This is a genomic window from Salibaculum halophilum (assembly GCF_002094885.1).
Lineage (GTDB): Bacteria > Pseudomonadota > Alphaproteobacteria > Rhodobacterales > Rhodobacteraceae > Salibaculum > Salibaculum halophilum.
In genome coordinates this window covers 1-26,580 of sequence record NZ_MSIT01000003.1, presented here as the reverse complement: position 1 = coordinate 26,580, position 26,580 = coordinate 1, and the positions used below count along the sequence as shown (strand labels likewise).

Annotated in this window: 23 protein-coding genes; 13 read left to right on the top strand and 10 right to left on the bottom strand. The window is 69.8% G+C overall.

Annotated elements, in window-relative coordinates; genetic code table 11:
* Positions 1-124 precede the first annotated feature (124 nt).
* Together BU124_RS03015 and BU124_RS03010 are read right to left on the bottom strand one after the other, a co-directional pair.
* Complete coding sequence (locus tag BU124_RS03015; protein ID WP_084860977.1) at positions 125-2,935, bottom strand: [protein-PII] uridylyltransferase; 2,811 nt, start codon at positions 2,933-2,935, stop codon at positions 125-127.
* Positions 2,895-4,097: a penicillin-binding protein activator gene (locus BU124_RS03010; RefSeq protein WP_084860976.1), complete on the bottom strand. Its 1,203-nt coding sequence runs from the start codon at positions 4,095-4,097 to the stop codon at positions 2,895-2,897. Before BU124_RS03010 ends, BU124_RS03015 begins: the two co-directional genes overlap by 41 nt.
* 115 nt (positions 4,098-4,212) lie before the next feature.
* Between BU124_RS03010 and rsmI the strand changes: the two genes are divergently transcribed.
* The 4 genes from rsmI to BU124_RS02990 all read left to right on the top strand — a co-directional run bounded on the left by rsmI (position 4,213) and on the right by BU124_RS02990 (position 7,362).
* Entirely contained in the window at positions 4,213-5,073 is an 861-nt protein-coding gene (rsmI, locus tag BU124_RS03005; protein WP_084860975.1) for a 16S rRNA (cytidine(1402)-2'-O)-methyltransferase, read from the top strand.
* A gap of 11 nt (positions 5,074-5,084) precedes the next feature.
* The gene (locus BU124_RS03000; RefSeq protein ID WP_084861214.1) at positions 5,085-5,438 is read left to right on the top strand and encodes a YraN family protein; all 354 of its coding nucleotides are present in this window, start codon (positions 5,085-5,087) and stop codon (positions 5,436-5,438) included.
* An 89-nt stretch (positions 5,439-5,527) separates the two neighbouring features.
* The gene (gshB, locus tag BU124_RS02995) at positions 5,528-6,466 is read left to right on the top strand and encodes a glutathione synthase (RefSeq protein ID WP_084860974.1); all 939 of its coding nucleotides are present in this window, start codon (positions 5,528-5,530) and stop codon (positions 6,464-6,466) included.
* Positions 6,463-7,362, top strand: coding sequence for an alpha/beta hydrolase fold domain-containing protein (locus tag BU124_RS02990; protein WP_084860973.1), 900 nt, complete (start codon positions 6,463-6,465; stop codon positions 7,360-7,362). Before gshB ends, BU124_RS02990 begins: the two co-directional genes overlap by 4 nt.
* Here the strand turns inward: BU124_RS02990 and BU124_RS02985 are convergent.
* Both BU124_RS02985 and BU124_RS02980 read right to left on the bottom strand, forming a co-directional pair.
* A complete protein-coding gene (locus tag BU124_RS02985) occupies positions 7,332-8,843 on the bottom strand; it encodes a YifB family Mg chelatase-like AAA ATPase (protein ID WP_084860972.1) in 1,512 nt (503 codons plus the stop codon). The genes BU124_RS02990 and BU124_RS02985 overlap by 31 nt on opposite strands.
* Before the next feature lie 31 nt (positions 8,844-8,874).
* Positions 8,875-9,768, bottom strand: coding sequence for a glutathione S-transferase (locus tag BU124_RS02980; protein ID WP_084860971.1), 894 nt, complete (start codon positions 9,766-9,768; stop codon positions 8,875-8,877).
* 199 nt (positions 9,769-9,967) lie between these two features.
* On the opposite strand from BU124_RS02980, the gene BU124_RS02975 reads away from it, so the two are divergent.
* The 6 genes from BU124_RS02975 (at position 9,968) to BU124_RS02950 (ending at position 16,475) form a co-directional block, all read left to right on the top strand.
* On the top strand, positions 9,968-10,846 hold the full coding sequence (locus BU124_RS02975) for an RNA polymerase factor sigma-32 (protein WP_084860970.1): 879 nt from the start codon (positions 9,968-9,970) through the stop codon (positions 10,844-10,846).
* The gene (locus tag BU124_RS02970) at positions 10,843-11,634 is read left to right on the top strand and encodes a ChaN family lipoprotein (RefSeq protein WP_084860969.1); all 792 of its coding nucleotides are present in this window, start codon (positions 10,843-10,845) and stop codon (positions 11,632-11,634) included. Before BU124_RS02975 ends, BU124_RS02970 begins: the two co-directional genes overlap by 4 nt.
* Before the next feature lie 69 nt (positions 11,635-11,703).
* Positions 11,704-12,897: a bifunctional phosphopantothenoylcysteine decarboxylase/phosphopantothenate--cysteine ligase CoaBC gene (gene coaBC, locus BU124_RS02965; protein ID WP_084860968.1), complete on the top strand. Its 1,194-nt coding sequence runs from the start codon at positions 11,704-11,706 to the stop codon at positions 12,895-12,897.
* 52 nt (positions 12,898-12,949) lie between these two features.
* A complete protein-coding gene (dut, locus tag BU124_RS02960) occupies positions 12,950-13,402 on the top strand; it encodes a dUTP diphosphatase (RefSeq protein WP_084860967.1) in 453 nt (150 codons plus the stop codon).
* Positions 13,399-14,460 carry a HesA/MoeB/ThiF family protein gene (locus BU124_RS02955; RefSeq protein WP_084860966.1) on the top strand — a complete coding sequence of 354 codons (1,062 nt, stop codon included), beginning with the start codon at positions 13,399-13,401 and terminating at the stop codon, positions 14,458-14,460. Before dut ends, BU124_RS02955 begins: the two co-directional genes overlap by 4 nt.
* Positions 14,457-16,475, top strand: a complete 2,019-nt coding sequence (locus BU124_RS02950) for a M3 family metallopeptidase (protein ID WP_084860965.1) — start codon at positions 14,457-14,459, stop codon at positions 16,473-16,475. The genes BU124_RS02955 and BU124_RS02950 overlap by 4 nt, the downstream gene beginning before the upstream one ends.
* Here BU124_RS02950 and BU124_RS02945 read toward each other — a convergent pair.
* From BU124_RS02945 to BU124_RS02935, 3 genes are read right to left on the bottom strand one after another with little or no spacing between them, the layout of a single operon-like run.
* A complete protein-coding gene (locus BU124_RS02945; RefSeq protein WP_084860964.1) occupies positions 16,449-16,694 on the bottom strand; it encodes a hypothetical protein in 246 nt (81 codons plus the stop codon). The two genes, BU124_RS02950 and BU124_RS02945, sit on opposite strands and share 27 nt — an antisense overlap.
* Positions 16,691-17,608 carry a cation diffusion facilitator family transporter gene (locus BU124_RS02940; protein ID WP_084860963.1) on the bottom strand — a complete coding sequence of 306 codons (918 nt, stop codon included), beginning with the start codon at positions 17,606-17,608 and terminating at the stop codon, positions 16,691-16,693. The genes BU124_RS02945 and BU124_RS02940 overlap by 4 nt, the downstream gene beginning before the upstream one ends.
* Positions 17,609-17,618: 10 nt before the next feature.
* Complete coding sequence (locus tag BU124_RS02935) at positions 17,619-18,146, bottom strand: SH3 domain-containing protein (protein ID WP_084860962.1); 528 nt, start codon at positions 18,144-18,146, stop codon at positions 17,619-17,621.
* A gap of 110 nt (positions 18,147-18,256) precedes the next feature.
* Here BU124_RS02935 and BU124_RS02930 point away from each other — a divergent pair, with 110 nt between their 5' ends.
* Together BU124_RS02930 and BU124_RS02925 are read left to right on the top strand one after the other, a co-directional pair.
* The gene (locus BU124_RS02930) at positions 18,257-19,243 is read left to right on the top strand and encodes a 2-hydroxyacid dehydrogenase (RefSeq protein ID WP_084860961.1); all 987 of its coding nucleotides are present in this window, start codon (positions 18,257-18,259) and stop codon (positions 19,241-19,243) included.
* Between the two features lie 112 nt (positions 19,244-19,355).
* Entirely contained in the window at positions 19,356-19,943 is a 588-nt protein-coding gene (locus tag BU124_RS02925) for a hypothetical protein (protein ID WP_084860960.1), read from the top strand.
* A 43-nt stretch (positions 19,944-19,986) separates the two neighbouring features.
* Here BU124_RS02925 and panB read toward each other — a convergent pair whose 3' ends face one another.
* Together panB and panC are read right to left on the bottom strand one after the other, a co-directional pair.
* On the bottom strand, positions 19,987-20,799 hold the full coding sequence (gene panB, locus BU124_RS02920; RefSeq protein ID WP_084860959.1) for a 3-methyl-2-oxobutanoate hydroxymethyltransferase: 813 nt from the start codon (positions 20,797-20,799) through the stop codon (positions 19,987-19,989).
* Positions 20,796-21,647, bottom strand: coding sequence for a pantoate--beta-alanine ligase (panC, locus tag BU124_RS02915; protein ID WP_084860958.1), 852 nt, complete (start codon positions 21,645-21,647; stop codon positions 20,796-20,798). The genes panB and panC overlap by 4 nt, the downstream gene beginning before the upstream one ends.
* A gap of 335 nt (positions 21,648-21,982) precedes the next feature.
* Here panC and BU124_RS02910 point away from each other — a divergent pair, with 335 nt between their 5' ends.
* Positions 21,983-24,481: a GcvT family protein gene (locus BU124_RS02910; RefSeq protein ID WP_084860957.1), complete on the top strand. Its 2,499-nt coding sequence runs from the start codon at positions 21,983-21,985 to the stop codon at positions 24,479-24,481.
* Positions 24,482-24,516: 35 nt separating this feature from the next.
* Here BU124_RS02910 and BU124_RS02905 read toward each other — a convergent pair.
* Positions 24,517-26,580 (bottom strand): YbcC family protein (locus BU124_RS02905; protein ID WP_143529866.1); only part of this gene is annotated, 2,064 nt, incomplete at its 5' end.

Here is a 26,580-nt window from a genome sequence, read left to right as displayed (position 1 = left end):
GGCGGGCGCAAGCGCCGCCGCGGTCTTTTTGCGGCCGCCGTTACCGCACGGCCCCGGTGCAACGGGGATCGAAATTCCAGAATTTTGATCCCGCACCCGGGTTTTTCAACTGCCGGGGGTCGGCTCAGGACCGCGCCCGCGCCGACCCTTTGGCGATGGCCTCGCGCAGCTTCTTCTCCAGGGCGCGCCGCTTGGTGTCCGAGTGGAATTTCAGGCCGAACATGTCCTTTACGTAGAAGGCATCGACCACCTGTTCCCCGTAGGTCGCGATGACGGCGCTGGAGATATAGACGTTCTGCGCGGCCAGCGTGCGCGTCAGGTCATAAAGCAGGCCGGGCCGGTCGCGTGTGTCGACCTCGATGATCGTGTAGATTTCCGAGCCTTCGTTGTCGAAGGTGATCGAGGTCGGCACCCGGAAGGCCCGCTCGCGCTTTTTCATCTTGTCGCGGTCGGCCAGGGCCTCGCTGGGGACGACCTCGCCCTGCAGGGTGCGCTCGATCATCGAGCGCAGGCGCGGCAGGCGGTCCTCGTCATAGGGATGGCCCTCGGCGTCCTGTATCCAGAAGGCGGCGGTGGCGAAGCCGTCCTTGGTGGTGAAGGTGCGCGCGTCCACCACGTTCGCGCCCACCAGCGACAGCGCGCCGCACATGCGGCTGAAGATGCCAGGGTGATCGGCCATGGCGAAACAGGCCCGGGTGGCGTCGCGGTCGGCGTCCGGGGTCAGACGGATGCGGATCTGATCGGTTTCGATGTCGTGCAGAAGTTCGGCGAAGTCGACATGCGCGGTGACATGCAGCCCCTGCCAGTAGGGCGGGTAATGCCGGGCCAGTTCGCGCCGGATCGCCTTGTCCGACCAGCCGGTGAGCGCCGCGCGCAGGTTCTTGCGCGCCTCCGAGCCGCGCTCCTCGCGGTTGAGCGCCTCCATGCCGTCCTGCAGGGCCGTCCGGGTCTGGCGGTAGAGCGCCCGCAGCAGCGCCGCCTTCCAGTTGTTCCAGGTGCCCGGGCCGACGCCGCGGATGTCGCAGACCGTCAGCACGCAGAGCAGGTCCAGCCGTTCCTGCGTCTTCACCGCCTTGGCAAAGTCGCGCACCGTGCGCGGGTCGGCGATGTCGCGTTTCTGGGCCATGTCGGACATCAGCAGGTGATAGCGCACCAGCCATTCGACGGTGGCGCTTTCCTTGCGCGACAGCCCCAGCCGTGGGGCCACCTTGCGGGCGATCCGGGCGCCGAGGACCGAGTGATCCTCGTCGCGGCCCTTGCCGATGTCATGCAGCAGCAGCGCGACGAAAAGCACCCGGCGGTTGATGCCGCCGCGGATGATGTCGGTCGAGACCGGCAGTTCCTCGTCCAGTTCCTCGCGCTCGATGCGGGCCAGGTGGCTGATGCACTGGATGGTGTGTTCGTCCACGGTGTAATGGTGATACATGTTGAACTGCATCATCGCCACGATGGGCTCGAACTCGGGGATGAAGGCGCCCAGCAGGCCGATCTCGTTCATCCGGCGCAGGGCGCGTTCGGGATTGCCGTGTTTGAGCAGCAGATCGAGGAAGATGCGCCGGGCCTCGGGGTCCGCACGCATCCCGTCGTCGATGCGGTCCAGATTGGCCTTGATCAGGCGCATCGCGTCCGGGTGCAGCAGGGTGCCCGTGCGCAGGGCCTCCTCGAAGATGCGCAGCAGGTTCAGCTTGTCGGCCAGAAAGGCCTCGGGGTCGGCCACGGTCAGCCGGTTCTGCTTGATCGCATAGGGCGGCCGGGCGCGGCGGCGGCGCTTGAGCAGCCGCTGCAGCATCGGCTCGGTCTTGAGGTGTGCGGCCTCCTGCGCGGTCAGAAAGATGCGGGTAAGTTCTCCCACCTCGGTGGCATGGCGGAAATAGTCCTGCATGAAGACCTCGACCGCGCGCCGGCCGGACCGGTCGCGATAGCCCATGGCCGCGGCCACTTCGACCTGCAGATCGAAGGTCAGCTGATCCGTGGCCCGCCCCGACAGCAGGTGGACGTGACAGCGCACCGCCCAGAGAAAGTCGTGCGCCGCGCGGAAACTGTCGTATTCCTCCTGGGTGAAGACCCCATGGCGGACGAGCTCCGAGGCGTCGTGGACGCGGTGGATATACTTGCCGATCCAGTAGAGCGATTGCAGGTCGCGCAGGCCGCCCTTGCCTTCCTTGACGTTGGGTTCGACCATGTAGCGCTGGCCGCCTTGCTTGCGGTGGCGGGCGCCGCGTTCGGCCAGCTTGGCCTCGATGAACTCGGGCACGGTGTTCGCGAAAAGCTCGTCCTGCAGCCTTTGGGAGAGCTCCTCGGACAGGTCGGCGTCGCCCGCGATGTAGCGGCGCTCGACTAGCGAGGTGCGGATGGTGAAATCCTCCCGCGCCAGGCGCAGGCAGTCCTTGACCGTACGGCTGGCGTGGCCGACCTTCATCTTGAGGTCCCACAGCACGTAGAGCATGGACTCGATCACCGTTTCGGCCCAGGGCGTCAGCTTGTAGGGGGCCAGGAACAGCAGGTCGACGTCCGAATAGGGGGCCATCTCGCCACGCCCGTAGCCGCCCACGGCGATCAGGCAAAGCCGTTCCTGCGCTGTTGGCGTGGGGGAGGGGTGAAAGACCTCGCGCGCGAGGTCGAAGGTGGCCCCGACCAGTTGGTCGGTCAACCAGGCATAGGCCCGGGTCGTGGCGCGGGCGGCGAAGGGATTGGCCCGGAACGCCTCGGCGATGGCCGCGCGCCCGTCGGACTGGGCGGCGCGCAGCACCTCGACGACGGCCTTGCGCCGGTCCACGGCATCGGACCCCGCGGTGGCCGCCGCGCCCCGAATGTCACGGCGCAGGGCCGCCGGGTCGAGGATCTCCGCGGCCTGGCAGACGAGGGGGTCGGCCGCTGCCGCGTCGGTGCCGCCCTCAGGAGCCGCCGAGGCCGAAACGGTTTGGAGCTGGGTCAACGACCATCACCTGATTGTCCTGGATGCGCGCCACGGCCAGGGCGCGGTCATTCGTGCCGTCGGGGTTCAGCCGGAAGATGCCCGTCGCGCCGACAAAGCCCGATCGCCGCGTCAGGCTGTCCGTCGTCAGGGCCGCCGGATCGCCGCTGGCCACGAGCGATCCGATCGCAGCGATCCCGTCATGCGCGAGCGACGCGAGGCGGTGCGGCGGCGTGCCGTAGGTGTCGGTGTAGCGTTGCTCGAACTGCTGCGCGAGGTTGGCATCGGGCCGTGCAAAATAGCCGTTCTGAAGCGGCGGCAGGGTCGCGGCCTGGCCTGTCACGCCCCAGTCGGTCAGGCCGATGAACGGGGTCTGAACCGGGTCTACGCCGCGGTCCACCATGGCGGTCGCCATGAGCGACAGCCCGCCCTGGACGGTATCGGTCACGAAGATCGCCCCTGCGCCCGAGGCGCGCACGGCCTCTGTGATCCCGGGGGCCGCCTCGAATATGCCGGCCTGAGAGAAGGGATAGGCCTGCACAGTGCTGACCGTGCCGCCACTGCCGCGCACGGTGCCGGTTATGGCATCGCGCCCGGCTTGGCCGGCGACGTCGTCCTGATGGACGACCGCGTAGCTGCTGATGCCCTCGCGCATCGTGTGGCTGACCAGCCGCTGGGCGGTATTCTCGAAGGTGCGCCCGAGGATGAAGGTATTGGCCCCGGTGGTGTCGGTCACCACCGGGTTGTTGGAAAAGGCGAGCAAGTTGACGTTGGCCCCGGCCACCGCGTTGCCGGCGGCAATCGCGCTCTGGGCGTCCAGCGGTCCGAGGATGATCCCGGCGCCGTCGCGGACGGCCCGGTTGGCCATGGCGGCGGCCGTTTGCGGGTCGCGGTTGGTGGTATAGACCCGCAGGTCGACGCGCGCGCCGTCAAGCTCGGCGGCAGCCATGCGCGCGGCATTTTCCAGGCTGGACGAGATGCGCGCCATCTCGGGGCTGCCACTGCCTGGCACCAGCAGGCCGACCTGGACCGGCGCACCGGGGTCGATCCGCTGGCCCCCACCGGGGCCGGTCTGAACGGGCGGCACGTCGCAGGCGGCCAGCCAGGCCAGCGACAGCAGTGCGATCAGCCGCGCGGCAAGACGACGTGGAACGATGAGCAAGCGCATGGTACTAGCGGACATGAACGGTCTCTCTATATGCGTTGGGCGCCGCGCGGGCGGTCACGGATCGGCCGCGCCCGCCGGGCCCGGCACTTTCAGGCTTGCATCATACGGACCATGCCGGAAGTTTCGAGTCATGAATCACCCCGAAACGCCCCTCGACGCGGGGCTTTACCTTGTCGCCACACCCATCGGGAACGCGCGCGACATCACGCTGCGGGCGCTCGATGTGTTGGCCAGTGCCGGGCTGATCGCGGCCGAGGACACGCGCACGGCGCGCAAACTGATGGACCTGCACGGGCTTGAAACCGGCGGCCGGGCGATGCTGGCCTATCACGACCATTCCGGGCCGGGCGTGCGCGACCGGATCATCGCGGCGATCGCGGCCGGGCAGGCTGTCGCCTACGTGGCCGAGGCAGGCACGCCGCTTCTGGCCGATCCGGGGTTCCAGCTGGCCCGCGCGGTGCGCGCGGCGGGCCATCCCGTCGTTGCCGTGCCGGGGGCGTCGGCGCTTCTGGCCGCCCTCGCGGTGTCGGGCCTGCCCACCGACCGGTTCCATTTCGCCGGGTTCCTGCCAAATGCGCAGGCGGCCCGGCGCGCGGCCTTGTCCGGCCTGCGCGACCAGAACGGGACGGTGGTGCTTTACGAATCGCCCCGGCGGCTGGCGGCGCTGGTCGCCGACATTGCCGCGACGCTGGGCGCGGAGCGCGAGGTCGTCGTCTGCCGCGAATTGACCAAGCGGTTCGAGGAGCGCCTGTCGGGCACGGCCGAGGACCTGGCCCGCCGTCTTGCGGACCACCCGGTCAAGGGGGAATGCGTCGTGCTGATCGCGCCCGGACCCGAGGACGTGGCGGGCGATGAGGCCGTGCGAGCCGCGCTTGTTAACGCGATGGAAACGATGCGCGTGAAAGATGCGGCCACCGCCGTTGCCGGGGCCATGGGCCGCCCCCGGCGCGAGGTCTACCAGATCGCCCTGGCCCTGAAGGACACGACATGACGCACGGCAGGATGCGCGGCCTGACGGCCTTTCATTCGGGCCTGGCCGCCGAACATTGCGTCGAACGGCACTATGAACGCCGGGGCTGTGACGTGCTGGCGCGCCGCTGGCGGTCGGCCGCGGGCGAGGTCGACCTGATCGCCCGGCAGGGCGCGCAGACCGTCTTCGTCGAGGTGAAACAGGCGCGCGACCACGCCCGGGCCGCCGCGCGAATCGCCCCGGCACAGGCCCGGCGCATCATGGCCGCGGCGCTCGAATACCTCGACGCGGCCGGGCAGGGTGCAGACAGCGACATGCGCTTCGACATGGCCCTGGTGGATGGCACCGGCCGGGTCGAGGTGCTGGAAAACGCCTTCATGACCTGACCGCACACGCCCTGCGCGGGGCAAGGCGTTGCCCAATCCGGGCCGATGCGCCATGTAGGGCGCATCACAATTGCCCCGGATGCCCCCGTATGCCCCTTTCCGTCGCCCTGCAGATGGACCCGATCGGCCCCGTCGACATCACCGCCGACAGCACTTTCCGCCTCGGGCTCGAGGCGCAGGCGCGCGGCCACGCGCTGTTCTTCTACACCCCCGACCGACTGTCCTACCAGGAGGGCCGCGTCATGGCCCGCGGCTGGGATCTGGAGCTGCGCGCGATCTCGGGGGATCATTTCACGCTGGGCGAGGAACGCGAGGTCGACCTGTCGGACATGGACGTGGTCTGGCTGCGCCAGGACCCGCCCTTCGACATGAGCTACATCACCAACACCCATCTGCTCGCGCGCATCCACCCCGACACGCTGGTGGTCAACGATCCCTTCTGGGTGCGCAACTACCCCGAGAAACTGCTGGTGCTGGACTTTCCCGACCTCACGCCGCCCACGGCCATCGCGCGCGATCTGCAAACGCTCAAGGACTTCCGCGATCGTCACGGCGACATCATTCTCAAGCCGCTCTACGGCAACGGCGGCGCCGGGGTGTTCCGCCTGCCCGCGGGCGACCGCAACCTTGTGTCTCTGCACGAGCTGTTTTCCGGCATCAACCGCGAGCCGCTGATCGTGCAGAAGTTCCTGCCGGCCGTGTCCAAGGGTGACAAGCGGGTGATCCTCGTCGATGGCGAACCCGTGGGCGCGATCAACCGCGTCCCGGCCGCGGGCGAGACACGCTCGAACATGCACGTCGGCGGCCGCCCCGAGAAGGTGGCCATGACCGCGCGCGACCACGAGATCTGCGCCCGCATCGGCCCGCTGCTGCGCGAGAAGGGGCAGGTCTTCGTCGGTATCGACGTGATCGGCGACTGGCTGACCGAGATCAACGTGACCTCGCCCACCGGCATCCAGGAACTGGAGCGCTTCGACGGCACCAACGTGGCCGGGCTTATCTGGGACGCGGTCGAGGCGAAACGGTGAGCCTGCGGGCGCGGGCGCTCAACGCCTGGCTGGCCCGGGTCGAGCGGCCCGCGCTGGCGCGGATGCCCGCACATCCCCCGCCGAAAATCCGCGACCGGTTCGAGACCCAGGCGCGGCTGTTCTTCCGGCCCCCGCGCGGCACGCGCGTCGCGCCGATCTCGGTTGCGGGCTTGCCCGCGCTCGAGATCGGCCGCCCGCAGGCGACGCCGATCCTGTATCTGCACGGCGGCGCCTATGTCTTCGGCAGCCCGCGGACCCACGCGGGGCTGCTGGCGCGGCTGGTGGCGCGCTGCGACGCCCGCGCGGTGCTGCTCGACTACCCGCTGGCCCCCGAACACCCATTTCCGGCCGCGCCCGAGGCGGCGCTGGCCGCCTATCGCGACATGGCCGCGGCAGGCCCGGTGATCCTTGGCGGCGACAGTGCGGGCGGCGGGCTCGCGCTGGCCCTGCTGGCCGAGGTCTGCCGATTGGGCCTGCCGCAACCGCTGATGACCTTCGCCCTGTCGCCCTGGACAGACCTGACGCTAAGGGGGGCCAGCATGGCGGCCAATGCCGGCACCGACGTCCTGCTACCGCCCCGGCGCATCGCCGAGGCGCGCGACACCTACATCGGCGGCGCCGATCCGGCCGATCCGCGGGCCTCGCCGCTGTTTGCCGATTTCACCGGCGCGTCGCCCGTTCACCTCTGGGTCGGCGATACCGAGATCCTGCGCGACGACGCCCGGCGTATGGCCGACCACCTGCGCGGGCAGGGGGTGCGGGCCAGCCTGACCGAGGAACGCGACCTGCCCCATGTCTGGCCGATATTTCCCGCCTGGCAACTGCCCGAATCGGCCTCCACGCTCGACGAGGTCGCGCGCGCCGTTCAGACCTCGCTGGACAGCGCCAGCCGGTAACCCACGGCCTCGGCCACGTGCGGGCGGCGCACGTCCTCCGCCCCGTCGAGATCCGCGATGGTGCGTGCAACGCGCATGACCCGGTGATAGCCGCGCGCCGACAGGCCGAACCGTTCGGCGATCTTGAGCAACAGCGCCTTTCCCTCGGCGTCCGGCGTGGCGACCTCTTCCAGTGCGCCGCCCTCGAGATCGGCGTTCACCCGCGTCGGGCCGCCGTCGTAGCGCCCCGCCTGGATGTCGCGCGCTGAAATGACCCGCCGGGCCACCTCGGCCGAGCTTTCCGCCGGGTCCGGCAGGTCGAGATCGGCAAAGGCCACCGGCGGGACATCCACGCGCAGATCAAACCGGTCCATCAGCGGACCGCTGATCCGGCCCAGGTAATCCTCGCCACATTGGGGCACGCGGGCGCAGGCGCGAGCCGGTTCGGACAGGTAGCCGCATTTGCAGGGGTTGGCCGCGGCCACCAGCATGAAGCGGCTGGGATACTTGATATGGGCGTTGGCGCGGGCGACCATGACCTCGCCGGTCTCGATGGGCTGGCGCAGGGTTTCCAGCACCGTGCGCGGGAACTCGGGAAACTCGTCCATGAAGAGAACGCCGTTGTGCGCCAGGCTGATCTCGCCCGGTTTCGCCCCGCGCCCGCCGCCGACGATGGCCGCCATCGAGGCCGTGTGGTGGGGTTCGCGAAAGGGCCGCGCGCGCGATATGCCGCCCTCGTCGAGGATTCCGGCCAGCGAGTGGATCATTGAGGTTTCCAGCGCCTCGGCGGCGCTGAGGGGTGGCAGGATACCGGGCAGGCGCGCGGCCAGCATGGACTTGCCCGACCCCGGCGCACCGATCATCAGCATGTGATGGCGCCCGGCGGCGGTGATCTCCAGCGCGCGCTTGGCCCGCTCCTGGCCCTTGACGTCCGACAGGTCGCGCCCGCCCGGGCCGGACGTGACCTCGCCCGGCTCGGCCGGCAAGAGGGTCGTCTGGCCGGTGTAATGCCGCGCCGCCTCGCCCAGCGAGGCCGCGCCGATCACCGTCGCCGCCTCGACCCAGGCGGCCTCGGCCCCGCAGGCGGCGGGGCAGAGCAGGCTGCGGCTGTCCTCGGCCGCGGCCATCGCCGCCGGAAGCGCGCCGATCACCGGCACCAGCCCGCCGTCCAGCGACAATTCGCCGAGGGCCACCGTCTCGGAGACCTTGTCGTCGGGCAGGACTTCGAGCGCCGCGAGAAGTGCGAGCGCGATGGGCAGGTCGAAATGGCTCCCCTCCTTGGGAAGGTCGGCCGGCGAGAGATTCACCGTGATGCGCTTGGAGGGCAGCGCGATCGACATCGCCGACAGCGCCGCGCGCACGCGGTCGCGCGCCTCAGATACTGCCTTGTCGGGCAGACCGACGATGGAAAAGGCCGGTAGACCGGGCGATACGGCGCATTGAACCTCGACCATGCGGGCCTCGACCCCCTCGAAGGCCACCGTGTAGGCGACTGAAACCATCGACCGACCCCTGAGTTAAGATCGGTTAACGTTAATCATCTCCAGGGTTAACGAACGGTGAATGAATCGCCCGGAATTCCGGCCAGGCCCCCGGGTCGGCCGCGGTCTTGTCGCGGCAAAAGGCGTTGCAGAAGCCGAAGACATGGCCGTCCAGCGACATGAAATGGCTGACCGGTTCGCCGGAAAAGGGGCAGGTCGCGTTGACCGCGGGCCCGGTTGCGACGGCCCGGCCGGGCGGCGAGGTCGGGCCGGGCCATGGCCGCTCCTGCGCATCGATCCGGTAGGGGGCGGGGGTGACGCGCACGGTTTCGCCCATCGCACGCCATTGCCGGAAATCCTGATCGGCAAGATGCTGGTCGACATAGGCGCGGGCCGCCGCACCAACGGGCAGGTCATAGCCGGCGATCCGGGCCGCCACCGGGGCGTGGAACACGTCGGCAAGGCTGTAGCGCCCGAACAGCCATGGCCCCCCGGCCCCGAAGCGGTTGCGCGCCATGGTCCAGAGCGACTCGATCCGTGCCAGATCGGCGCGCACGTCGTCGCCGAGCGCGAACTCGGCCCAGCCATGGACCAGGTTCATCGGGCACGCTGCGCGCAGGCTGGCGTAGCTTGAATGCATCTCGGCCACGATCCAGCGGCAAAGCGCCCGCGCCGCGCGGTCGTCCGGGTAAAGACCGGCCCCGGGGTGGCTTTCATGCAAGGTCTCCGCCATCGCCAGGCTGTCGCCGACGACCACGCCATCGGGCGCGCGCATTACCGGAACCTGCCGCGCCGGCGCGAGGTGCGACAGGTCGTCGCGCAATGTGCCGGTATAGAGCCCGACCATCGAGGTGCGCACGGGCAGGTCGAACTTGCGAAACATCAGCCAGCCGCGCAGGGACCAACTGGAATAGCTGCGATCGCCGAGGAAAACGTCATAGGTCATGGCTGCAGCATGGCCTGGTCCGCTGCCCGGTCAAAGCGATCATTCGTGCGGCCGGTCATCAACGGGGGTCATGCACGAGATGCGGCCGCGCGCCGGCTGCGACGTCACGCGGATTCCCGCTGTTGCGGTGATCCATGCGCGAAGCCTTTGCGTAATCTTTACAAGTCTGCACAGGATGGCACACAGACAGGGGGTTCCCATGGCACTTGATACCGCCGACGACCAGAGCATGACGCGCTCGGCCATGAAGGCCGAGCTTCTGGATGCAGAGACCGAGCTGAAACTGGCCTACGCCTGGCGCGACCAGCGCGACGAAGAGGCGCTGCATCGCCTCATCACCGCCTACATGAGGCTCGCGATCTCCATGGCGTCCAAGTTCCGCCGCTATGGCGCGCCCATGAACGACCTGATCCAGGAGGCCTCGCTGGGCCTGATGAAGGCCGCCGACAAGTTCGACCCGGACCGCGGCGTGCGGTTCTCAACCTACGCGGTCTGGTGGATCAAGGCCAGCATCCAAGATTACGTGATGCGCAACTGGTCCATGGTGCGCACGGGCTCCACCAGCAGCCAGAAATCGCTGTTCTTCAACATGCGCCGCATCCAGGCCCGGCTCGAGCGCGAGGCGAGCGCACGCGGCGAGACGCTGGACCCGCACAACCTGCGCACGGCCGTCGCCAAGGAACTTGGCGTGCCCGAGCACGACGTCGAGATGATGGAAGGGCGGCTGTCCGGGTCGGATTTCTCGCTCAACGCCACGCAATCGGCCGAGGACGAGGGCCGCGAATGGATCGAGGCGCTGGAGGACGAGGGCGAGCAGGCCGCCGAGACGGTCGAGGCCGACCACGACAACGAGACGCTGCGCCAGTGGCTGCTGACAGCGCTGTCCGCGCTCAATGACCGCGAACAGTTCATCGTGCGCGAACGCAAGCTGCGCGACGATCCCCGCACGCTGGAAAGCCTGGGCGACGAGTTGGGCCTGTCCAAGGAGCGTATCCGCCAGCTGGAATCGGCTGCTTTCGGCAAGATGCGCAAATCTCTGGAAGGCCGGTCGCGGGAAGTGCTCAACTTCCTCGCATGAGGGGCGTTTGTGCGATTCTGGCCGTCGTGGCGGGGCCCGCGGCGGCCGATCCTGCGGTAGACGCCATCGGCCAAGCTGATGCCGACGTGGTGATCTTGGGCGAGACGCATGACAACCCGCATCATCACGCCCGTCAGGCCGAGATCGTCGCGGCCCTCGACCCTGCCGCGCTCGTTTTCGAATTCCTGACACCGGCGCAGGCCAAGCGTCATCGGCCGGGCGTAACGGAACAGGACCTGAAAGCGGCACTCGGCTGGGATGAGGCAAGCGGCCTGCCAGACTTTTCCATGTACTACCCGATCTTTGCCGCGGCGCCCGAGGCGCGTGTTTGGGGCGCGCGGGTGCCTCGGCCCCGGGCGCGCGCGGCCATGCAGCGCGGCATGGTGGCAGAGTTCAGCGGCGATGCCGGGCGCTTCGGCCTGGACGTGCCCCTGCCCGCGGCCGAACAGGCGCAGCGGCAGGCCATGCAGGCCGAGGCGCATTGCGATGCCCTGCCCGAGGAAATGCTGCCGCAAATGGTCGCGGTGCAGCGGCTGCGCGACGCCGAACTGGCCCGCGCCACGCTGGCCGCGCTCGACTCAGCCGGGTCACCCGTCGTGGTGATCACTGGCAACGGCCATGCCCGCAAGGACCGGGGCGTGCCCGCCATGCTGATGCGCGCCCGAACCGGGGTGGACATCTTCGCGCTGGGCCAGGCAGAAGGCGGCGCTGCCCCGGCCGGCAATTTCGACCTTGTCGTGTCGTCGCCCCCGGTGGACCGCGCCGACCCCTGCGCCGCCTTCCAGTAGCGGCGCGGGCCGCATTGCCCCGCCGGCGCCCGCGGGATAGGCTCGGCCGATACCATGAGGGGCCGCGCCATGTTGACGGGCAAATCCATCCTGCTGATCGTCGGGGGCGGCATCGCCGCCTTCAAGACGCTGGAGCTTGTCCGCCTGCTGCGCGCGCAGGGGGCTTCGGTGACGCCCGTTCTGACCGAGGGGGGCGCGCAATTTGTCACGCCGCTGAGCCTCGCGGCGCTGGCGGGCGAGACGGTGCATCGCGAGCTTTTCGACCTGACAGCCGAGGCGGAGATGGGCCATATCGAGCTGAGCCGCGCCGCCGACCTGGTGGTCGTGGCCCCGGCAACGGCCGACCTTATGGGCAGAATGGTCGGCGGGCTGGCCGATGACCTGGCCACGACCCTGCTGCTGGCCACGGACAAGCGCGTGCTGATCGCCCCGGCGATGAATGTGCGCATGTGGGAGCACCCCGCCACGCGGCGCAACGCCAACGCGCTGCGGGAGGACGGCATCCTCTTCGTCGGCCCGACCGAGGGCGACATGGCCTGCGGCGAATACGGGCCGGGGCGCATGGCCGAGCCGGCCGAGATCCGCGCGGCCATCGCGGCGGCGCTGGGCGGGGGGCCGCTGCAGGGCCGGCATGTGCTGGTCACCTCGGGGCCGACGCATGAGCCCGTCGACCCGGTGCGCTATATCGCCAACCGGTCCTCGGGCACGCAGGGCGCGGCCATCGCCGCGGCGCTGCGCGACCTGGGCGCGCGGGTGACCTTGGTCACAGGGCCGGCCTCCGTTCCCGCCCCGACCGGGGTGGACGTGGTGCCCGTCGAGACCGCGCGGCAGATGCTGGCGGCGGTCGAGGCCGCCGAGCCCGCCGATGCGGCCGTCTTCGCCGCCGCCGTGGCCGACTGGCACGTCAGGGCGGCCAGCGAACAGAAGATCAAGAAGGGTGCCGGCGGGCTGCCCGAGCTGGCCCTGGCTGAAAACCCCGACATCCTGGCCACGGTCAGCCAGCGCGCCACCGGGCGGCCGCGCCTGGTGGTGGGCTTTGCCGCCGAGACCGAGTCCGTGGTCGAGACCGCCACCGCCAAGCGCGCCCGCAAGGGCTGTGACTGGCTGCTGGCCAATGACGTGAGCCCCGAGACCGGCATCATGGGCGGCACGGAAAACCGGGTGGTCCTGATCACCGAAACGGGCGCCGAGGACTGGCCGCGCATGAGCAAACAGGCGGTTGCCGACCGGCTGGCCCGGCGGATCGCCGAAGCGCTGGGTTGAGACCGGCGGCAACGAGTTTACGTGCGCAGATGAAAACGCAGCGAGGGCGGGCATGGTTATGATCCGGGTCGAATGGGACGCGGGCGCGGATCGGGCGCTGGGCCTGCCGCAGTACGCAAGCGCCGGGGCGGCGGGGGCCGACCTGCGCGCGAATTTCGAGGATCGCGGGCAGGTGGTGCTGGCTCCCGGCGCGCGGGCGCTGATCCCCACGGGCCTGCGGCTGGCGATCCCGGCGGGCTACGAGGTGCAGGTCCGGCCGCGGTCGGGGCTGGCGCTGACTCACGGGATTACCCTGCCCAACAGCCCCGGCACCATCGACAGCGACTACCGTGGCCCGCTGGGCGTGATCCTGCAAAACACCGGTAATGCAGATTTCACCGTGGCCCATGGCAGCCGCATCGCGCAGATGGTCGTGGCCCCGGTGGTGCAGGCCACCTTCGAGGTCGGCCCGCTGGAGGACACCGACCGCGGCGCGGGCGGCTTCGGCTCGACGGGGGCGGCATGACAGTCGTCCTTGCCATGGCCGCGACGCTCTGGGGCATCGGCGCGGTGATGAAGGCGCCCCGGTCGGCGCGGTTCACGATGATCGGCGTTCTGCTGGGCGGGGTGCTGCTGGTGCAGCTGGTCCTGCCCGATGGCCATCCCCTGCGCGAGGCGACGGGCAGCGATCCGCGCCTCTGGGGCTTGGTGATCGGGCTGGGGCTGGTGGTCTGGGCCTACAGCCTGGGATTTCGTCGCGTGAAGGCGCGTGCGGAGCGCGGGCAACGGGCCGAGGCCCCCCCGGCCGCGGGCGGTTTCTCGCAAACCGAGCTGGACCGCTACGCCCGCCATATCGTCCTGCGCGAGATCGGCGGGCCCGGCCAGAAGGCCCTGAAAGAGGCCCGCGTGCTGGTGATCGGGGCCGGCGGGCTGGGGGCGCCCGTTTTGCAATACCTCGCCGCGGGCGGGGTGGGCACCATCGGCGTGATCGACGACGACGTGGTCGACAACGCCAACCTGCAACGCCAGGTCATCCACACCGACGCGCGCATCGGCCTGCCCAAGGTCCATTCCGCGGCCGAGGCGATGGCCGCGCTCAACCCCTTCATTACCGTGCGCCCGTACCAGCGCCGCCTGACCGAGGCCATCGCCGAGGACCTGTTCGACGACTACGACCTCGTGCTCGACGGGTCGGACAATTTCGACACGCGCTACCTTGTCAACCGCACCTGTGCGCGGCGGGGCATCCCGCTGATTGCTGCCGCCCTGACGCAGTGGGAAGGGCAGATCAGCCTCTATGACCCGGCCAATGGCACGCCCTGCTATCAATGTATCTTCCCCGAGCGCCCCGCGCCGGGGCTTGTTCCCAATTGTGCCGAGGCGGGGATCGCCGGGCCGCTGCCGGGCGTCATCGGGTCGATGATGGCGCTGGAGGCGGTCAAGGCGATCACCGACGCCGGCGAGGGGCTGCGCGGGCGCTTGTTGATCCATGACGCGCTTTATGCCGAGACCCGCGTGATGGCGATGACACCGCGGGCCGATTGCCCCGTTTGCGGAACCGCACAGGAAGGACCGACGCCATGACCAACCCATTGCTGGCCGACTGGGACACGCCCTTCGGCCTGCCGCCCTATGACCGGATCAGGGATGCCGACTACGCCCCGGCGGTCGACGCCGCACTCGACGCGGCGCGCGCCAATATCGCCGCGATCGCCGAGAACCCCGACCCGCCGAGCTTTGCCAACACGATTCAGGCGCTGGAGCTGGCCGATGAAACCCTCGCCCGGGTGCTGGGCACCTTCTACGCGCAGGCCGGGGCCGACAATAATGAGGCGCGCCAGGCGCTGATGCGGGCGTTTTCGCCGAAACTGGCCGCCTACGGCTCCGAGGTCACGTCGAACGCGGCGCTTTTCGCGCGGATCGAGGCGCTCTGGCAGGACCGCAACGCGCTGGAGCTGACCGATGAGCAGGCCCGCGTGCTGATGCTGACCCGGCGCGGCTTCGTGCGCGCGGGGGCGCGGTTGCAGGGGGCGGAGGCCGAGCGGCTCAAGGAGATCAAACAGCGGCTGGCTGAACTGGGCACGCGCTTCACCCAGAACCTGCTGGCTGATGAGCGGGACTGGTGCATGGACCTGTCCGAGGCGGACCTGCAGGCCCTGCCGGGATTCGTGCAGGAGGCCGCCCGCGCGGCGGGGGCTGAGCGCGACCGCGGGCCGGTGGTGACGGCCTCGCGCTCGCTGATCGTGCCCTTCCTGCAGTTCTGCCCCGACCGGGCGCTGCGGCAGCGCGCCTTTGAAGCCTGGACATCGCGCGGGGCACGGGGCGGCGAGACCGACAACCGCGCCATCGCCGCCGAGGTGCTGAAATTGCGCGAAGACCGTGCCGCCCTGCTGGGGTATGACACCTTTGCCGCCTACAAGCTGGAAACCGAGATGGCGGGCAGCCCCGACGCGGTTCGCGACCTGCTGATGCAGGTCTGGGCGCCTGCCAGGCGCGCAGCCGAGGCCGACGCGCAGGTGCTGCAGGACATGCTGCAGGCCGACGGGGTCGCGGGGCCGCTGCAGCCCTGGGACTGGCACTATTACAGCGAGCGCCGCCGCGCCACTGAACACGCCCTCAATGAAGAAGAGATCAAGCCCTACCTGCAGCTCGACCGGATGATCGCGGCGGCCTTCGACTGCGCCAACCGCCTGTTCGGGCTGGACTTCGCGGAAATCGACGCGCCGCTTTATCACCCGGACGTCGGCGCCTGGGAGGTCACGCGCGACGGGCAGCACATGGCCGTTTTCATCGGGGATTACTTCGCGCGCGGATCGAAACGCTCGGGCGCCTGGTGCAGTGCCATCCGCAGCCAGCAAAAACTGGCCGGCGATATACGGCCCCATGTCGTCAACGTGTGCAATTTTGCCAAACCGCCCGAGGGTCGGCCGGCGTTGCTGTCCTATGATGACGCGCGCACGCTGTTTCACGAGTTCGGCCACGCCTTGCACCACATTCTGTCGGACGTGACCCATCCCTCGATCAGCGGCACCTCGGTAGCGCGCGATTTCGTGGAACTGCCCAGCCAGCTGTTCGAGCACTGGCTGGAGGTGCCCGAGGTGCTGGAGACCTTCGCCACCCATGCGGAAACGGGCGATCCCATGCCGCGCGACCTGCTTGAGCGGCTGCTGGCCGCCTCCACGCATGACGCAGGGTTCCAGACGGTGGAATACCTCGCCTCGGCGCTGGTGGACCTGGCCTTTCACGACGGCCCGGCCCCGGCGGACCCGATGCAGAAACAGGCCGAGGTGCTGGAAGGGATCGGCATGCCGGCCGCGATCCGCATGCGCCACGCCACGCCGCATTTCGCCCATGTCTTTGCCGGTGACGGCTATTCCTCGGGCTATTACAGTTACATGTGGTCCGAGGTCATGGATGCCGACGCCTTCGAGGCCTTCGAGCAGGCTGGCGGGGCGTTCGACGCCGAGATGGCCCGCGCGCTGGAGGCGCATATCCTCTCGCAGGGCGGGGCCGCCGAGGCGGCGACGCTTTACACGCGCTTCCGCGGCGCGTTGCCCGACGCGGCGGCGCTGCTACGGGGCCGGGGGCTTGCCGCGTAGACGGTCGGCCAGCGTCTCGATCTCGCGCAGCTCGTCGGCCACGGCCCCGGCAAAGGCCAGCGCCTCGTCGGGGACCGCGCCCGGGTCCTCGGCCCCGAGGTCGAGGTGGTTGCGCTCGGCCAAATAGCCGTCGATGGCCGGGTCCTGCAGGGCGGCGACGATCCGGGCGAGCAGCTTGCGCTGGGCGATCAGGCGGGCTTCGAGGATGTCCGGGGTCACGTTGGGTCCTCCTTCTGGGGGTCCTCGGGGTGCGGCGTCACGCCGTGCGGGTCCTTGTGGATCAGCACGTCAGCCTGCGGGTAATCGGCCAGGATGGCCCGGCGCAGCGCCGCGCCGATGGCATGAGCCTCGCCCAGCGTCTGGGTGCCGTCCAGTTCAATGTGCAGGTTGACGAAGAGGCGGCTGCCCGATTGCCGGGTCTTGAGGTCATGATAGCCCAGAACGCCGGGAAACTCCGCGACGATCCGCTCGATCCGGGCCAGGGTCGCCGGATCGGCCTGCCGGTCCATCAGCGCGTTCCAGGCCCCGCGCGCGATGCGCAGCGCACCGACGATCAGCATGAGGGCCGCGCCGAGGGCGACGACGCTGTCCACCTGGCCCAGCCCGAACCGGGCCGAGGCGACCAGCGCGATCAGCGCGCCCAGGTTCGGCACGAGGTCGCCGATGTAGTGCAGGCTGTCGGCGGACACGACCTTGTTGCCGGTGCGCCGCGCCACGCGCCGCTGCCACCAGACGAGCGCCCCGGTCAGCCCGATGGACAAGCCCATCACCGCGATCCCCTTGCTTTCCTGCGCGGGCAGGGGGCTGTCACCGGATGCCAGGCGCAGGATTGCCGCGCCGCCGATCACCCCGGCCGAGGCGATGATGATCAGCGATTGCGCCAGCGCGGCGAGGTCCTCGGCCGCGGTGTGGCCGAAGGCGTGGTCGGCGTCGGCGGGCTTGGCCGCATAGGCGATGGCCGCCAGCCCGCCCAGCGACATCATCAGGTCCAGCGCGCTGTCAGTCAGCGCCGCGGCCACGGCCAGCGAGCCCGTCTGCGCCAGCGCCCAGAGCTTGGCCGCCACCAGCACCAGCGCCACCGACACCGAGGCCAGCCCGGCCGACAGGTTCAGTCTGTGATGCCGTGCCGCCATGGGCGCAAGGTTACTCGCGAATCTCGTGCGGGAACACACCCCAGAGCACCGGCTTGGGCGCCCAGCCGCGATGCCCGCCCGCGATCAGGCGGCACCAGTCGCGGCCGCATTCGTCCAGCTCGGCGATGACGCCGCGTTCGAGGATGGCGATCTGCGGGGCCGCCTCGACCGGGCGGGCCAGCAACGCCAGCCTGTCGCGCTGCACCATCACCGTGCGGTTGCCCGACAACAGCGCGTAATGCACCCAGCCGCCCATGCCCTCGTGGTCGGTGACGCGGCGCCAGTGGCCGTATTCGGCGGTGACCTGCAGCGGCATGTCGCGGCGCTTGAAGACCCAGTCGATCCGGTGCGACAGGCTGGGGCCGCGGCGCACATTGGCCTCGCTCGCCTTGAGCGAGACAAAGCGCGGCAGCGGCAGGTTGGTCACCGGGCCGCGGGCCTCTGCGGGCGTGGCCGCGGCGCGCCCCGTGTCTTGTGCCGGGACGCACCCGGCCCAGATAGCGAAGACACAGGCCAGAACCTGCCGCAAGATTGTCATGGATCCATCCGCCGATCTGCGCCTCTTCCGCGCGGGGTTCTTGTGCCCCGCGACGGTAGCGTTCAGGTTGCCACACAGGATGATGGCTGGAAAGCGACGGAGGATGCCGCATGCCACGCAAACGCCTGAGTGTTGTCGTCACGCGACGGTTGCCCGAGGTCGTCGAGACCCGGATGAAGGAGCTTTTCGACGTGCAATTGCGCGACGACGACAGCCCCATGCGCCCCGAAGAGCTGGCCGAGGCGGTTGGGGGCTGCGACGTGCTGGTGCCGACGCTGACCGACACGATCAACGCCGGTCTGCTCGGCCGGGCGGGCGAGCGGCTCAAGCTGATCGCCAACTACGGCGCCGGGGTGGACCATATCGACGTGGGCACGGCGCGCGAACGCGGCATCCTTGTTTCCAACACCCCCGACGTGGCCACCGAGGACACCGCCGACATGACCATGGCGCTGATGCTGGCGGTGACGCGCCGCATCCCCGAGGGGCTGGCGCGGATGCAGTCGGGCGAATGGAGCGGCTGGGCCCCCAACGCCATGCTGGGCGGGCGCATCGCCGGGCGGCGGCTGGGAATCCTCGGGATGGGCCGGATCGGCCAGGCCGTGGCGCGGCGTGCGGCGGCCTTCGGCATGCAGGTACACTATCACAATCGCCGCCGCCTGCGCCCTGAGACCGAGGACGACTTGGGCGCGACCTTCTGGGAAAGCCTGGACCAGATGGTGGCGCGGATGGACGTGATCTCGGTCAACTGCCCGCACACGCCCTCGACATTTCACCTGATGAACGCGCGGCGGCTCAAGCTGATGAAAGAGGACGCCGTCATCGTGAACACCTCGCGCGGCGAGGTCATCGACGAGAACGCGCTCACCCGGATGCTGCGCGCGGGCGAGCTGGCCGGGGCGGGGCTGGATGTGTTCGAGCACGGCAACCAGATCAACCCGCGCCTGCGCGAGCTCAAGAACGTGGTGCTGTTGCCGCACATGGGGTCGGCCACCCGCGAGGGCCGCATCGAGATGGGCGAGAAGGTGCTGCTGAACATCAAGACCTATCACGACGGCCACCGCCCGCCGGACCAGGTCGTGCCCGCGATGCTGTAGCAGGCTTCGTTTCAACCCTGTCGCAAACCGTGAACCGGCCTTGGTTCCCCGGCCGATTGCCGGGTGCTAGAGGTTTGCGCCTGCAAGGTTCGCCAAGAAGAAAGATCGCGACATGAAAAACGACACCCTGATGACCCGCCGCAGCCTGATCGCCACCGGCATGAGTGCGACGCTTGTCGCCTGCGCGCCCCTTGGTGCGCCCAACCCGCTGCCGCGTGATCTGCGCCGGTCGCTGCGGCTGGCCGACATCACCGTCATCACCGAGGGTGCGTCCTTCCAGAACACTCGCGCGGCCGACCGGGCCAGCACGCTGGGCCCCGATCTGCGGCAATACCTGCGCCGCGAATTCTCCGAGCGGCTGGCGCCCGAGGGGGTGACCCTGCAGGCCGAGGTGAGCCGGCTGAACGTCGCTTCGGGCACCGCCACGGCCTTCGGGCGCGACCAGTCCCGGTTGCAGGGGACAGTGCGGATCATCGACACGGACGGGGCATTGCTGGCCAGCTACCCCGTTCTGGCCGTCGCCGGAAGTCCGCGCGAAACCCGGGGCGGCGCGCTGGCCGGGGCCGCCGTCAACAGCGCCGGGGGCTATTACCGCGACCTGCTGGACCGTTTTGCGCGCGACACGCGCGAAGCGGTGCTGGGGGCCTACCTGCCCGGCGAGCGCACGGCGCGCCAAGTCGGCCGCATGGTGTCCGAGTAAGCGACCCGCGCGGGCATTTTGTCGGCGCGGCGGCCTGGGGCCGCTACTTGTAGACCTCGTCGGGGCCGGGGAAGGCGCGGGCGGTCACGTCGTCGGCGTAGGACTTGACCGCCTCTTCGATCATCGGGCCGAGCCGACCGTAGACCTTGACGAATTTCGGCGGCCGGGGGTTCAGGCCCAGCATGTCCTCGAGCACCAGGATCTGGCCGTCGCACTTGCGCGAGGCGCCGATGCCGATGGTGGGGATGTCGACCGCCTCGGTGATGCGGTCGGCCAGTTCCTCGACCACGCCTTCGACCACGACCGCGAAGGCCCCGGCCTCGGCCACGGCCCGGGCATCGTCGACATGGACGGCCCAGGCGGCCTCGTCGCGGCCTTGCACCTTGAAGCCGCCCATGGTGTTCACCGATTGCGGGGTCAGGCCGACATGCGCCATCACCGGGATGCCGCGGTCGGACAGGAAACGGATGGTCTCGGCCATGCGCGCGCCGCCTTCCAGTTTGACCGCCTGGCACTGGGTTTCCTTCATGACCCGCGCGGCGTTGCGAAAGGCCACGTCGGGGCTTTCCTCGTAGCTGCCAAATGGCATGTCGACGACGACCAGCGCCCGCTGGGTGCCGCGCACCACGGCCTTGCCGTGCATGATCATCAGGTCGAGCGGCACGCCGAGGGTGCTGTCCATCCCGTGCATCACCATGCCCAGGGAGTCGCCCACCAGGATGAAATCGGCGTATTTGTCGACCAGCGCCGCGGTATGCGCGTGGTAGGAGGTCAGCGAGACGATCGGCGTGCCCCCCTTGCGGGCGCGCAGGTCGGGCACGGTAATGCGGCGGACGGTGTCGGGCTGGGCGCTCATGGGTGGACCTCCCTCTGGTCGATCAGGAGGACGGTGTCGTCCCCGCGGCCGAATTCGGCGGATATCATGATGCCGACCGGCCCGGTCAACGGGCCGGTGGCGGGGGTGAAAGCGGGCAGGCGGACGATGTCCAGCCCCGTGAGCGTGGCGCGCGGCTCGGTGGCGAGCGTATCGCGGATGACCTGGTCCAGGGCCTCGGCGGTGGCCGCGCCGCTGGCCTGTGCCGCATCCAGCGCCCGCGCCAGGACGGGCGCGGCGGCGCGATCGGCGCGGCTCAGCCGGGCGTTGCGGCTCGACAGGGCCAGCCCGTCGGTGTCGCGCACGGTCGGCACGCCGCGGATGGTCACGGGCATGTGCAGGTCGCACACCATGCGGCGGATGACATGCAGTTGCTGGTAGTCCTTTTCGCCGAAATAGGCGGCGTCGGGCTGGCAGATGTTGAACAGTTTGGCGACCACGGTGGTCACGCCGCGGAAATGGCCGGGCCGGACGGCGCCATGCAGGATATTGGCGAGGCGCGTGGTCTCGACCACGGTCTCGTCGCCCGCAGGGTAGATCTCGGCCACCTCGGGGATCAGCACCGCGTCGACGCCGGCCGAGTCGAGTTGTTCGAGGTCGCGCGCCTCCGTCCGCGGGTAGGTGTCGAGGTCGGCGGCCTGGCCGAACTGGGTGGGGTTGACGAAGATCGTCGCCACCACCCGGTCGTGGGCCGCGCGCGCCGCGCTGACCAGGGCCATGTGCCCGGCGTGCAGCGCGCCCATGGTCGGGACGAGGCCGACACCCGCCCCTTCGGTGCGGAACCCGGCCAGGGCGGCGCGGATGTCGGAAACGGTGCGGCAGATCTGCATGGGCTGTCCCGGTCGGCCTCGTGGTGCCCGGCAGGCTTACACCGGGCCGGGCCGGGCGGGCAACCGATGTCGTCGGCGGCGCGGTTGCCAAGCGGTGTGCCTCCGCACGCTTTCATTCGGCCAGCGGGTCATGATCGCCTCAGTCCGGGCGGCCCGCAGGCTGCAGCGGGTGCGGGGGGCGCTGCCCCCGTCGGTCTGCGACCGACTCCCCCGCGGTATTTGAGACCCAAAGAAGCCGGGCGTCGGTTTTGAGGGTTCTGGCGTCGGCTGCAGGGCGCAGGTTCAGGGCCAGAATGGGCATGGTGGCGGCAACAAGGAAAGCGGGAGTCGCCAAGATGAAAACCAATGTCCGTGCGCTCGTCATCGGTGGCGGGGCCATCGGCACCTCGGTCGCCTATCACCTGGCCCGGGCGGGCTGGGACGATGTCATGCTGCTGGAACGCGACGAGCTGACCAGCGGCAGCACCTGGCATGCCGCCGGCCTGTTGCCGCTTTACAACATGTCCTACGCGGTCAGCCATATCCACGATTACTCGGTGAAGTTCTACAAGACGCTGGAAGACGAGACCGGGTTGAACGCCGGGTTTTCGGTGGTGGGCAATCTGCGCATGGCCCGCACGCAGGATCGGATGGACGAATACATGGTCTATGCCTCGACCGCCGAGACCGTGGGCGTGCATTACGAATGGATGACGCCGGCGCAGATCAAGGAGAGCTGGCCGCTGGTCAACACCGAGGATCTGAAGGGCGCAATCTACCACCCCGAGGACGGTTATATAAATCCGGCCGACCTGACGATGGCCATGGCCAAGGGGGCGCGCCAGCGCGGCGTGACGATCGAGCGCAAGTGGCAGGCCGACGCCTTCGACTGGAAGGGCGACCACTGGGACGTGACCTGCACCAAGATGGTCGAGAAGGGCGGCAACCTCGTGCCCGGAGACGAGCAGGTCGTCATTTCCGCCGAGCACGTGGTCACCGCCAGCGGCAACCACGCGCAGCGCACTGCGCGCCTTCTGGGGATCAAGAGCGCGGCGATCCCGGTGGAGCACCAGTTCATCGTCACCGATGCCGACCCGGCCCTGGTGGCGTATCGCAAGGACAACCCCGAGCACCCCGTCCTGCGCGACGCCGACGCCAAGTGGTACGTCCGCGAGGAGCGCGGCGGCTGGATCCTCGGGCCGTATGAGCTGAACGCGCCGGCGCGCTTCGAATACGGCGTGCCGGACACCTTCCGCGCCGACCTCTTTCCGCTGGACCTGGAGCGGATCGAGGAGGAATACATGTCGATGATCCACCGCATCCCCTCGACCGAGGAGGTGGGTCTGAAGGACGACTACAACGGCCCGATCTGCTATACGCCCGACGGCAACCCGCTGGTCGGCCCGGCGCCCGGGCTGCGCAACATGTGGCTGGCCGAGGGTTTCTCTTTCGGGATCACCGCCGCCGGTGGCACCGGGTATTACCTGGCGCAGATGATGGTCGAGGGCGAGGCCGAGATCGACATGGCGAGCCTCGACCCCAAGCGGTTCGGCGGCTGGATCACCACCGAGTACAGCGCCCGCAAGAGCGAAGAGGCCTACGAGCACGTCTACATCCTGCACCACCCGGATGAAGAGCGCGAGAAGTGCCGCCCGCTGCGCACCGCACCGTCCTACGACAGGCTCAAGGCGCGCGGCGCGCAGTTCGGCTGTGTCAACGGCTTCGAGCGGCCCAATTACTTCGGCCCGCTGGACGCGCCCGACAGTTTCGACCATGACGCGCGCTCTTTCCGCCGCGGCGGCTGGTGGGACTATGCGGTCGACGAGGCCAAGGCGGTGCGCGAGGGCGTGGGCCTGCTGGACGCCAGCGCCTTTACCAAGCACCGGGTCACGGGGCCGGGGGCGACCGCGTTCCTTGACTGGTTCACCTGCAACAAGTTGCCAAAGGTGGGCCGGATCAACCTGACCTACGCGCTGACGCCGCAGGGCACGACGCGGACGGAATACACCATCGTGCGGCTGGCCGAGGATGAGTATTACCTCGTCTCGTCCGGCGCGCTGACCGATTACGACGGTGATTTCCTGCGCAAATGCGCCGAGGACAAGGCGGGCGAGTTCGGATACATCGCGGTCGAGAACGTGACCACGCAATACGGCGTCTTTGCCATCGCCGGGCCGAAGTCGCGCGATGTTCTCAAGGAGGTCATCAAGGACGCCGAACCCGAAACCGCGCTGTCGAACAAGCGCTTCCCGTGGCTCTCCGCGCGCCAGATCGAGTTGGGGATGTGCCCGGTCAACGCGATCCGGGTGGCCTATACAGGCGAGTTGGGCTGGGAGTTGCATCACCCGATCGAGATGCAGAACTACCTGTTCGACCTGCTGGAGGCGGCCGGTGAGAAACACGGCATGAAGCTGGTCGGCGCACGGGCGCAGAACTGGCTGCGCCAGGAAAAGTCGTATCGCGCCTTCGGGCACGAACTGGGCCGCGACGCCACCCCGCTGGAGGCCGACCTGCCGCGGTTCGTGGACCTGTCCAAGGAGTTCCAGGGCAAGGCGGCTATGGAGGAGGTCGGCGTGCGCACCAAGTGCTGCACCCTACTGATCGACGGGCCCGAGGATGCCGATCCCTGGGGGGTCGAGGCGCTCTATCACGGCGACGACAGGGTCGGTCGGCTGACCTCGGGCGGATATTCGGTGCATTTCGGCAAGTCCATCGGCATGGGTTATGTCCGCCCCGACCTGGCCGAGCCGGGGACCCGCCTGAAGATCAGGATGTTCGACCAGCTTTGGGGGGCCGAGGTCGTCGTGGACTCGCCCTACGATCCCGGCAACGAGACGATCCGCAAGGACGGCTGAACCGGGGGCGCGCCGGCAGGGCGCGCCTCTCCCCTTCAGGTGCCTTGCCAGCTCAGCCCGGGGCGGTAGCGGGCGGTGACGCGCCCGTCCTCCAGCGCCAGCAGGTGCAGCCAGTGGTTGTCGAAAAGCGCCCGAACCTCCGGGTGGGCCTCCAGCACCTGCGCGATGGCCTCTTGCGGGGCCTCGATGAGCACGGTCAGGCGCAGCGGTTCGTGGCGCAGGGCCGCGCCGTCGTGCACCGCCTGCCAGGGCAGGCCGGGGCGCAGGCGGCCACCGTTACCTTGGACGACGCCGATGCCGCCGGTGACATTGTGGATCAGCTTGTTGCCGCCGCCGAAGACCTCGGGAGCCACGGAAGACCCATAATATTGCAGGCTGATCCAGCTGGCCACCACCACGGGGGCGGTCAGGATTAGTTCCAGCGTCGCGAACCCGGCATCGGCCCGCCAGTCGTAGCTGTGCAGAAAGGCGCGCCCGCCAAGGTCGCGCCCGGCGGTCGCGGCGCGCGGGGCGGCGACGAAGGCCGCGCAGCCGGCCAGCCCCCATTCGGGGCGCACCTCGGCCCAGTCCAGCGCCCGTTGCGACAATGTCGCCGCACGCGCGCCGGGCAGGGTGCGGGCGCGTTCGGCCCGCGCGATGCGGCCCGCCTGCGCCAGCCAGTCGGTGACCGGGGCCAGGTCGGGGGCACCGGCGTCCACGTCGTGCAGCGTTACCCGGTCGGTCGTGGTGTCGTGCAGCCCGGCGATGAAGCGGGTGTCCGCGGGCAGGGGCAGCCCGCGCGCGGCCAGCCCGGTGCGCGTTTCCGGGTCGTTGAGCAGTGCCGCCAGCATCCGCGCCGAGACCTCGCCGGTCTGGCCGCCGCAGGCACCGCAGTGATAAGCGCTTGCGTGCGGGTTGTTGGTGACCTGCGCGCCGTGCCCCAGCAACAGGACGATCGGGGCGTGGCCCTCGGTCAGGCTCATGGCGCGCAGCACGGTTTCGGCGGTATCGGCCTTGGCTTCGGCGCTCAACCCGCCGACGACGCGCGGGGCCGGATCGGGGCTGGCGGGCCGGCCCGGCTGGGCCAGGGCCGCGCGCAGCAGCTTGCCCGCGTAAAGCGGCCCCGCCGCCTCGACGAAGGCGAAGGACGACACCGCCGCTTGCCGGAACCGGCCCCAGGCCCGCCGCGCCCGGGCGGCAATGCGCACCGCCTGTTCCGTGTCCGTGTCGGCGGCGCTCGTGGTCTCGACGGCCGGGGTAAGCAGGACCGGCAGGTGCGCCTCGGCCAGGTCGGAGCCCTGCGCGCGGTGCGACAATGGCAGGCCGAAGAACCCGGCGAACCCGATGGTTTCGATCCCGGCATCGAGACTTTCCAGCGCGCGCCGGAAGACCTCGCAGCGCACGTCGATGCAAAAGGCCGCCTGCAGGGCCGGGCGCGCCTCGGTCGCCCCCGCGCCGCCGTCCAGGGCCTGCGCCAGCCGGCGCTGGTGCGCCCGTTCGGCGGCGTCCTGCAGGATGGCCCGCCCGATATCGTCATCCGACGGGGTGACGGGGTCGGCATGGGCGGCCACGGTTTCGGCCCAGGCCCCGGCCAGGCCGGGAAAGTGGACCAGCAGCGCCTCTTCCCAGATCAGCCGGATCGCCAGCAGCGCGGCGGGCGTGGCGTCGTGGCCGCCGGCCTGCTCGGCCCGCCAGTGCAGCCAGCGCGCGTGCTGGGCCCAGCCGCTCAGGTCCATGAACAGCCGGTGAAAGGCCGTCTCGGCGGCCGCACCCGTCAGGCCGAGGGCGGTTGCGGCGCGCAGGATGGCGCGGTCGGCGCTGTTCGGCGCGCCCAGGACATGGGCGCAGAAGCCCGGCAGCCCGGCGATTTCCGGGGTCAGGTCATTCGTGGCCCATTCGCGCCAGGCGGTGAAGGCATCCTGCCCCGGCCGCGGCGACCAGAGCGCCTGGCCCCGGTCGAAATGCCCCGCCGCCCAGAGGCCGACCGTCCGGTCGATCACCGCGGGCCAGTCGGTGCCGGTGTGGCGCGCGGCCAGGTCGGCCACGGTTGGCAGCGGCCCCGGCGGCGGCGCGTCGGCTGCCTCGGCCAGCGCGCGCAGGGCCGCGACATCCTCCGGCTT

Excerpts from the sequence above, each read along its gene's own strand:
- panB (WP_084860959.1), bottom strand. The coding sequence starts at position 20,799 with ATGAGCGCCCAGCCCGACACCGTCCGCCGCATTACCGTGCCCGACCTG.
- coaBC (WP_084860968.1), top strand. The coding sequence starts at position 11,704 with ATGTTGACGGGCAAATCCATCCTGCTGATCGTCGGGGGCGGCATCGCC.
- rsmI (WP_084860975.1), top strand. The coding sequence starts at position 4,213 with ATGAATCACCCCGAAACGCCCCTCGACGCGGGGCTTTACCTTGTCGCC.
- BU124_RS02940 (WP_084860963.1), bottom strand. The coding sequence starts at position 17,608 with ATGGCGGCACGGCATCACAGACTGAACCTGTCGGCCGGGCTGGCCTCG.
- BU124_RS02925 (WP_084860960.1), top strand. The coding sequence starts at position 19,356 with ATGAAAAACGACACCCTGATGACCCGCCGCAGCCTGATCGCCACCGGC.
- BU124_RS02980 (WP_084860971.1), bottom strand. The coding sequence starts at position 9,768 with ATGACCTATGACGTTTTCCTCGGCGATCGCAGCTATTCCAGTTGGTCC.
- BU124_RS03010 (WP_084860976.1), bottom strand. The coding sequence starts at position 4,097 with ATGTCCGCTAGTACCATGCGCTTGCTCATCGTTCCACGTCGTCTTGCC.
- dut (WP_084860967.1), top strand. The coding sequence starts at position 12,950 with ATGGTTATGATCCGGGTCGAATGGGACGCGGGCGCGGATCGGGCGCTG.
- panC (WP_084860958.1), bottom strand. The coding sequence starts at position 21,647 with ATGCAGATCTGCCGCACCGTTTCCGACATCCGCGCCGCCCTGGCCGGG.
- BU124_RS02970 (WP_084860969.1), top strand. The coding sequence starts at position 10,843 with ATGAGGGGCGTTTGTGCGATTCTGGCCGTCGTGGCGGGGCCCGCGGCG.
- BU124_RS02975 (WP_084860970.1), top strand. The coding sequence starts at position 9,968 with ATGGCACTTGATACCGCCGACGACCAGAGCATGACGCGCTCGGCCATG.
- BU124_RS03000 (WP_084861214.1), top strand. The coding sequence starts at position 5,085 with ATGCGCGGCCTGACGGCCTTTCATTCGGGCCTGGCCGCCGAACATTGC.
- BU124_RS02930 (WP_084860961.1), top strand. The coding sequence starts at position 18,257 with ATGCCACGCAAACGCCTGAGTGTTGTCGTCACGCGACGGTTGCCCGAG.
- gshB (WP_084860974.1), top strand. The coding sequence starts at position 5,528 with ATGCCCCTTTCCGTCGCCCTGCAGATGGACCCGATCGGCCCCGTCGAC.
- BU124_RS02935 (WP_084860962.1), bottom strand. The coding sequence starts at position 18,146 with ATGACAATCTTGCGGCAGGTTCTGGCCTGTGTCTTCGCTATCTGGGCC.
- BU124_RS02910 (WP_084860957.1), top strand. The coding sequence starts at position 21,983 with ATGAAAACCAATGTCCGTGCGCTCGTCATCGGTGGCGGGGCCATCGGC.
- BU124_RS02985 (WP_084860972.1), bottom strand. The coding sequence starts at position 8,843 with ATGGTTTCAGTCGCCTACACGGTGGCCTTCGAGGGGGTCGAGGCCCGC.
- BU124_RS02950 (WP_084860965.1), top strand. The coding sequence starts at position 14,457 with ATGACCAACCCATTGCTGGCCGACTGGGACACGCCCTTCGGCCTGCCG.
- BU124_RS02955 (WP_084860966.1), top strand. The coding sequence starts at position 13,399 with ATGACAGTCGTCCTTGCCATGGCCGCGACGCTCTGGGGCATCGGCGCG.